The 7,607-nt window shown below is 73.2% G+C and carries 7 protein-coding genes; 4 read left to right on the forward strand and 3 right to left on the reverse strand.

The features are described from left to right. The coding region (locus tag QZX64_RS07305) for an SGNH hydrolase domain-containing protein (protein ID WP_295658006.1) at nt 1-569 on the forward strand (569 nt) is incomplete at its 5' end. A 78-nt stretch (nt 570-647) separates the two neighbouring features. On the opposite strand, the gene sucB is transcribed toward QZX64_RS07305, so the two are convergent. Next, nucleotides 648-2,594, reverse strand: a complete 1,947-nt coding sequence (gene sucB / locus QZX64_RS07310; RefSeq protein WP_295658007.1) for a 2-oxoglutarate dehydrogenase, E2 component, dihydrolipoamide succinyltransferase — start codon at nt 2,592-2,594, stop codon at nt 648-650. 31 nt (nt 2,595-2,625) lie between these two features. Then, entirely contained in the window at nt 2,626-4,005 is a 1,380-nt protein-coding gene (gene lpdA / locus QZX64_RS07315) for a dihydrolipoyl dehydrogenase (RefSeq protein WP_295658008.1), read from the reverse strand. A gap of 123 nt (nt 4,006-4,128) precedes the next feature. On the opposite strand from lpdA, the gene QZX64_RS07320 reads away from it, so the two are divergent. Then, nucleotides 4,129-4,488 carry a hypothetical protein gene (locus QZX64_RS07320; protein WP_295658009.1) on the forward strand — a complete coding sequence of 120 codons (360 nt, stop codon included), beginning with the start codon at nt 4,129-4,131 and terminating at the stop codon, nt 4,486-4,488. Here QZX64_RS07320 and QZX64_RS07325 read toward each other — a convergent pair. Then, nucleotides 4,485-5,999 carry a leucyl aminopeptidase gene (locus tag QZX64_RS07325; protein ID WP_295658011.1) on the reverse strand — a complete coding sequence of 505 codons (1,515 nt, stop codon included), beginning with the start codon at nt 5,997-5,999 and terminating at the stop codon, nt 4,485-4,487. The genes QZX64_RS07320 and QZX64_RS07325 overlap by 4 nt on opposite strands. A 40-nt stretch (nt 6,000-6,039) precedes the next feature. Here QZX64_RS07325 and gcvT point away from each other — a divergent pair, with 40 nt between their 5' ends. Together gcvT and QZX64_RS07335 are read left to right on the forward strand one after the other, a co-directional pair. Then, complete coding sequence (gene gcvT, locus QZX64_RS07330) at nt 6,040-7,161, forward strand: glycine cleavage system aminomethyltransferase GcvT (protein ID WP_295658012.1); 1,122 nt, start codon at nt 6,040-6,042, stop codon at nt 7,159-7,161. Next, nucleotides 7,158-7,415, forward strand: coding sequence for a hypothetical protein (locus QZX64_RS07335; protein WP_295658013.1), 258 nt, complete (start codon nt 7,158-7,160; stop codon nt 7,413-7,415). Before gcvT ends, QZX64_RS07335 begins: the two co-directional genes overlap by 4 nt. Nucleotides 7,416-7,607: the final 192 nt, after the last annotated feature.

Genomic DNA, 7,607 nt, shown 5'->3' on the forward strand with positions numbered 1-7,607 from the left:
AGTGCGTCACCGTCAACGAGCAGGTCCCGCAGGTGCTGCGCGACGTGGTGCGCCCCGACGTCGTGGTCATCGCGGCCGCGGTGCGCAACGCTGCCGTGGCCGTCGACGGGCGGCCACAACCGCTCGGGACGGGTCGCCCCGACAACACCTGGACCCCCGACGGCGCGGCCGGCCGGGTCTGGCAGGAGGGCCTGGCCACGGCGTTGCGGAGCGTGGGCGGCGATGACGGTCCCGAGGTGTTCATGCTCGGTGAGGCGCCGTACCCGACCCAGGACGCCCCGACGTGCCTGGGCGAGCACGCCGACGCCGTGGAGGAGTGCGCGGTGGACCGCGAGACCGCGGTGTACGCCGAGCACGACCGGGCGGTCGAGCAGACGACGCAGGACGCCGGGGCGACGTACGTCTCGCCGCTGCCGTGGCTGTGCGGGGAGGAGGTCTGCCCCGCGGTCATCGACGACCACGTGGTCTACCGCGACACCTTCCACCTCAACCGGGAGTACGTGCTCCACATCAGTCGGGCCCTCGGCGCCGCCCTGGGGCTCGACGACTGGAAGGACCCGGCCGACTGAGCCGGCACGGAGGCGGGCGCCCGACGCACACGAGCGCCGGACCCCGGCTGGGGCCCGGCGCTCGTCGCGTGCGGTCGCTCAGACGTCGAACTGGCCCGCCTCGAGGCGCTGCTTGACCTCGCTGAGGTAGCGGGCGGCATCGGCACCGTCGACCAGGCGGTGGTCGTAGGTCAGCGCGAGGTAGACCATCGAGCGCACCGCGATCGTCTCGCCCAGGTTGGGGTCGTCGATCACGACGGGACGCTTGACGATCGAGCCCGTGCCGAGGATCGCCACCTGCGGCTGGTTGATGATCGGGGTGTCGAACAGCGCCCCGCGGCTGCCGGTGTTGGTCAGCGTGAAGGTGCCGCCGGACAGCTCGTCGGGCGTGATCTTGTTGGTGCGGGTGCGCTCGGCGACGTCGGCGATCTTGCGCGCCAGGCCGGCGATCGACAGGTCGCCCGCCTCCTTGATGACGGGGGTCAGCAGGCCCTTCTCGGTGTCGACCGCGATCGCGAGGTTCTCGCGGTCGAAGTAGGTCACCTCGCCCTTCTCGGTGTCGATCGCGGCGTTGAGCGACGGGTGCTGCTTCAGCGCGTCGATAGCCGCCTTGGCGAAGAACGGCATGAAGGACAGCTTCACTCCCTCGCGCGCCGCGAAGTCGTCCTTGACCGCGGCACGCCGGCGCGCGATGGCGGTGACGTCGACCTCGACGACCGTGGTGAGCTGGGCACTGACCTGCAGCGACTCCACCATGCGCTTGGCGATGACCTTGCGCAGCCGCGAGAGCGGCTCGGTCTTGCCGCGCAGCGGGGACGGCGAAGCGCTCGGGGCAGCGGACACCGTGGATGCGGCGGCGGCGGCGGGGGCGGCCTCGGCCGGCGCATGCTCCGCAGCCGGCGCCTTCTGGGCCTCCGCCGCGTCGAGCACGTCCTGCTTGCGGATGCGGCCACCGACCCCCGTGCCGGTCACCGAGGCGAGGTCGACACCGTGCTCGGCCGCCATCTTGCGGACCAGCGGGGTGACGTAGGTGCTCTGGTCGCCCGAGCCCTCGCTGGCGCGGGGGGCCGCGGCCGGTGCCGAGCCGTCGCCGCCGGGCTGCTCCGACGACGTCCGGACCGGGGTGTCGGGCTGCGAGCTCTCCGGCTGCTCGGTCTGCTCCACGCCGACCTGGGGTGCCGGCTCGTCCTGCTGCTGGTCGGGCTCGGGGGTCTTGCGCGGCTCGGTCGCGGCCTCCTGGGCCTGCGGCTCCGGCCGGGGCTCGGGCTTCGACTCGGACTGCTCCTGCTGCGGCTCCGGCTCGGGGGCCGACTCCTGCGCAGCGGCGTCGCCGGACCCGACCACGGCGAGCTCGGCGCCGACCTCGACGGTCTCGTCCTCGCTGACCTTGATCTCCAGCAGGGTGCCGGCCACGGGTGAGGGGATCTCGGTGTCGACCTTGTCGGTGGAGACCTCCAGCAGCGGCTCGTCGACCGCGACCTCGTCACCCACCTGCTTCAGCCAGCGGGTGACCGTGCCCTCGGTGACCGACTCACCCAGGGCGGGCAGCGTCACCGAGGTGCCGCCGCCGCCCCCGCCGCCACCGCTGGAGCCGCCGGACGTCTCCTGCGCCGCGGGGGCCTGGGGCTGCTCAGCCTCGTCGGGCTGGGACTGGTCGGAGGGGCGCTCCCCGGAGGAGTCACGCTGCTCGGCGTCCGCTCGGGCCTGCTGCTGCTCGACGTCCTGCCCGCCACCGGCCTCATCGTCGTCGGTGCCACCGTCGGCGTCCCCGGACGCCTCGTCGGAGGAGGCCGCACCGCCGCCCTCGCCCTCCTCGCCGACGACGGCCAGCACGGCGCCGACCTCGACGGTGTCGTCCTCGGTGGCCTTGATCTCCAGCAGGGTGCCGGCCACGGGCGAGGGGATCTCGGTGTCGACCTTGTCGGTGGAGACCTCCAGCAGCGGCTCGTCGACGGCGACGGCGTCGCCGACCTGCTTCAGCCAGCGCGTGACGGTGCCCTCGGTGACGGATTCGCCGAGTGCGGGAAGGGTGACTTCGGAGGCCATGGGGTTCCTGTCGTCTAGGTGGCGGTCGGTATCAGGAGTGCGCGTGCAGCGGCTTGCCGGCGAGGGCCAGGTGCGCCTCGCCGAGAGCCTCGTTCTGGGTGGGGTGGGCGTGCAGCAGCGGGGCGACGTCGGCGGCGTGCCCCTCCCAGTTGTAGATCAGCTGCGCCTCGCCGATGAGCTCGCCCACCCGGTCGCCCACGAGGTGGACGCCGACGACCGGGCCGTCCTTGCGCGCGACCAGCTTGACGAACCCCTGCGTCTTGAGGATCTGGCTCTTGCCGTTGCCGCCGAGGTCGTAGGTCACCGTGGTGACGTCGTCGTCGCCGTACCTCTCGCGGGCCGCGGACTCGTTGAGACCCACCGAGGCGACCTCGGGGTGGGAGTAGGTCACGCGCGGGATGCCGGACTCGTCGATCGGCTGGGGGTCGAGGCCGGCGATCTCCTCGGCGACGAAGATGCCCTGCTGGAACCCGCGGTGGGCGAGCTGGAGACCGGGGACGATGTCGCCGACGGCGTGGACGCCGTCGAGGTTGGTGCGGCAGCGCTCGTCGGTGAGCACGAAGCCGCGGTCCATCGCAACGCCCTGCTCGTCGTAGCCGAGCCCGTCGGTCACGGGGCCGCGGCCGACGGCGACGAGCAGCAGCTCGGCCTCGATGACGTCGCCGCCCTCGACGGTGACCGCGACCCCGTCGTCGGTGGTCTTGACGCTCTGGAACGGCGTGCTGGTGCGGAAGGCGATCCCGCGCTTGCGGAACGCCCGCTCGAGGGCCTTCGAGGACGCCTCGTCCTCGAGGGCGACGAGGCGGGGGAGTGCCTCGATGATCGTGACGTCGGCGCCGAAGCTCCTCCACACGCTCGCGAACTCGCAGCCGATGACGCCGCCGCCCAGCACGATGACCGAGGCCGGCACCCGGTCCAGGCGCAGCGCCTGGTCGGAGGTCAGAACGCGCTCGCCGTCGATGTCGAGGCCGGGCAGTGTGCGGGCGTACGAGCCGGAGGCCAGCACGACGTGCCGACCGGAGTACGCCGTGCCGTCGACCGTCACGGTGCGGGGGCCGGTCAGCCTGCCCTCGCCCTCGATCACGGTGATGCCGCGACCCCTGATGAGGCCGGTGAGTCCCTTGAAGAGGCGATCGACGACGCCGTCCTTGTAGGAGTTGACGCCGTCCATGTCGATGCCGTGGAGGTCGGCCTGCACGCCGAACTGTGCGGCGGCACGCGTGTGGTCGGCGACCTCCGCGGCGTGCAGCAGCGCCTTCGTCGGGATGCAGCCGATGTGGAGGCAGGTGCCGCCGAGCTTGCCCTTCTCGACCAGGCCCACCGAGAGCCCCAGCTGGGCCGCGCGCAACCCGCAGGAGTAGCCACCGGACCCGGCTCCGAGGATGAGTACGTCGAATTCGGCCTCGGCCACGCTGGAGTCCTCCCGTTGCTGCTGTCGTCGTCCCCATCCTTGCACTCTTTGCGAGAGGGTAGACACCCGGTGCTCGCGGGGCGTTCACCGCTCGGCCGCCCCGCTCGCTGGCACACTGGGCCCATGGGTTTGTTCGACCGATTCCGACGCGGAGCGCGGATGCGCCGCCCGGGCCGCGACACCGCGCGCACGGGGTCCACCACCGTGCGCGCCTCCGACGCGACCGACGTGCGGCACCTCGAGGAGTTCGTGTCCGGCCGCCGGGGGGTGGAGGGATTCGTCGAGCCACGCACGGCGGTCAGCGACGTGACGCTGCTCCTCGTCGCCCACGACGGTGAGTGGACACGACGCCGGGTGCCGTCGGTGGAGTGGGCCCACGCGTTCTGCAACAAGCGCCAGGTGCCGTCGTACGACGCCGCGGTGGTGGGCGTGCCGCAGCGGATGCGCGACTACAACCGGCGCAAGAGGGCCGAGGGCCGCTAGCCCCGGTCCTCGGCGAGGGCGGCGGCGTACTCGACGAGGGTCGCGACGCCGAAGCCGGTGCCGCCGTGGGTCCAGTGCCCCGTGGGGCTGCCGGAGTGGAACGCCGGGCCCGCGATGTCGAGGTGGGCCCACGGCAGGCCGCCGGTGAACTCGCGCAGGAACGCGCCGGCGAACAGGCCCCCGCCCCAGCGCACCCAGTCGTGCTGCGCGAGGTCGGCGACCTTGCTGCTGTGGATGCGCTCGTCCATCTCCTCGGGGATGGGCATCCGCCAGTGCGTCTCGCCCGCGCGGGCGCCGGCGAGGACCACGTCGTCGGCGACGCCGTCGCTGCCGATGACCCCGCCCACCCGCTCGCCGAGGGCGAGCACCATGTGACCGGTCAGGGTGGCCGCGTCGAGCACGACGTCGGGCTCCGCCTCGATCGCCATCACGAGCGCGTCGGCCAGCACGAGCCGGCCCTCGGCGTCGGTGTTCGTGACCTCGACGGTCGTGCCGCCGTACATCGACAGGACGTCGCCGGGACGCACCGACGAGCCCGACACCATGTTCTCGGCCATCGGCGCGAAGGTGGTCACCTTGACCGGCAGGCCCAGGGCCGCGATCGCGAGGGTCGCCTGCAGCACGGCGGCCGCGCCGGCCATGTCGCACTTCATGGTGCCCATGCCGCTGGCCGGCTTGATCGTCAGGCCGCCGGAGTCGAAGGTGATGCCCTTGCCCACCAGTGCCAGGTGCTTCGTGGCGCCCTTGGGGGCGTAGGTGAGCCGGACCAGGCGCGGGGGCGCGTCGGAGCCGCCGCCGACGCCGAGGATGCCGCCGCACCCGAGCTCGGCGAGCTGCACCTCGTCGAGGACCTCGAGCGAGATCTTCGGCGCTCCGCGGCCCTTGGTGGCCGCTTCGTGCGCGGCGGTGACGGCGTCGGCGAACTTGCCGGGGGTGAGGTCACCGGGCGGCTGGTTGACCCAGTCGCGGGTGGTGGCGACGGCGGCGGCCACGACCCGGGCCCTCTCGAAGGCGGCGACCACGTCGGCGTCGCGGGCGACCGGGGACAGCACGACGACCGTGCCGGCCTCAGTGCTCTCCTCGGGGTTCGAGGACTTGTAGGAGGTGAAGGTGTAGCCGCCGAGCAGGTGGCCCTCGGTCACGGCGGCGACCAGCGAGGCGTCGCCGGCGGGGAGCGCGATCGCGACCGACGAGGCGTTCGGGACCCCGCGGGCGGCCACTCCGGCGGCGCGGCGTACGGCGGTGGCGTCCGGCTCGGGGCCCAGGCCGACCAGCACCAGCAGGGGCGCGTTGATGGCCCCGTTCGTCGGCACCCGGTGGCACTCGCCGGCCTTGCCCTTGACGCCGAGCGACGCCAGCAGCGGGCGGAGCCCACGGCCCCAGGCCTTGGTGACCTCCTCCGCGCCCGCGGCCAGCCGGGGCCCCTTGTCGGTCGAGCGAACGCCGACCACGAGGGCGTCGGCACGGGTCTTGGCGGGGTTGGCGGCTCGCAGCGTGTAGGTCGTCGTCACCCCGGCAGGATAGCCAGCGCCCTGAGGTAGGTTCGGCCGCATGGTGCAGACGTCGCAGCGCAGGCGGTCCCCGTTGCACGAGCGCCACGTGGCGCTGGGTGCGAAGCTCGCGGACTTCGGCGGCTGGTCGATGCCCCTGGAGTACCCCTCGGGTGTCGTCAAGGAGCACACCGCGGTGCGCGAGGCCGTCGGCATCTTCGACGTATCCCACCTCGGCAAGGCGATGGTGACCGGGCCCGGCGCGGCCGACTTCGTCAACCGGACGCTGTCGAACGACCTGGGCAAGATCCGCCCCGGCAAGGCGCAGTACACGCTGTGCTGCGACCCCGCCACCGGCGGCGTCGTCGACGACCTCATCGCCTACTACCAGGACGACGAGCACGTGCTGCTGGTGCCGAACGCCGCGAACGCGGCCGAGGTGGTCCGCCGGCTCGTCGCCGAGGCACCCGAGGGCGTCAGGGTGATCGACCACCACGACGACTACGCGGTGCTGGCGGTCCAGGGCCCGCTCTCCGACGAGGTGCTGACCCGCGTCGGTCTCCCCGCCGGTCACGAGTACATGTCGTTCGTGGAGGCCGAGCTCGGCGGCGCGGGCGACGCCGGTGTGGTGGTGTGCCGCACGGGCTACACCGGCGAGCGCGGCTACGAGCTGATCGCCGCCAACGGCATCGCCGGCGAGCTCTGGGACCAGCTGCTGGCCGCCGGTGAGGAGCTGGGCATGCTCGCCTGCGGCCTAGGGGCCCGCGACACCCTCCGCACCGAGATGGGCTACCCGCTCCACGGCCAGGACATCACCCTCGACGTCACGCCCAACGAGGCCGGGCTCGGCTGGGCCGTGGGGTGGAGGAAGGAGTCGTTCTGGGGCCGCGAGCCGCTGCTCGCCGAGAGGGAGGCGGGCCCGAAGCGGAGGCTGCGGGGGCTCCTCGCGGTCGGCCGTGGCATCCCGCGACCCGGCATGAGCGTCACGCTGGTGGCCGACGTGCCGCTGTGCGACATCACCTCGGGCACCTTCAGCCCGACGCTGCGCAAGGGCATCGGCCTGGCCCTGGTGCCCACCATGGTCGACCCCGACGCCGAGCTCGGCGTCGACATCCGGGGGCGCCGCGAGATCTTCGCCTCCACCAAGCCGCCGTTCGTCGACCCGTCCGTCCGGGAGGACTGATGCTGCCCGACCAGCCGCCCACGTTCCGCCCGCCGACGCCGGAGGAGCAGCCCTGGCACTGGGCGCTGCTCGACGCCTCCGGTGCCGAGGTGAGCGTCGAGGAGGAGCACGCCGGCGCCCGGTTCGCCAGCCAGGCCGACGCGGAGTCCTGGGTCGGCGAGATCTGGGCCGAGCTCGCCGAGCTCGGGGTCGACGCGGTGACGCTCTACGAGCACGACCGGGCCGTCTACGGCCCCATGTCGCTGCACGCCTGATCACCGGTCCGTGCATGCCGCAGCGGTGACACGACCTTCCCGGCCGGGTGTGCGACAGTGTCGAGGGCCGGGGCGAGGCCCGGGCGGCACGCCAATCCGACCGCCGGCCCGGTGACGAATCCCGGCTCACCGAGCTCGAGGGGGGACCGCCGTGGCCGCGCAGGGCAGCTCGTCGAGCGACTTCACGTCGTT

The sequence above is a fragment of the uncultured Nocardioides sp. genome, from assembly GCF_902805925.1.
Lineage (GTDB): Bacteria > Actinomycetota > Actinomycetes > Propionibacteriales > Nocardioidaceae > Nocardioides.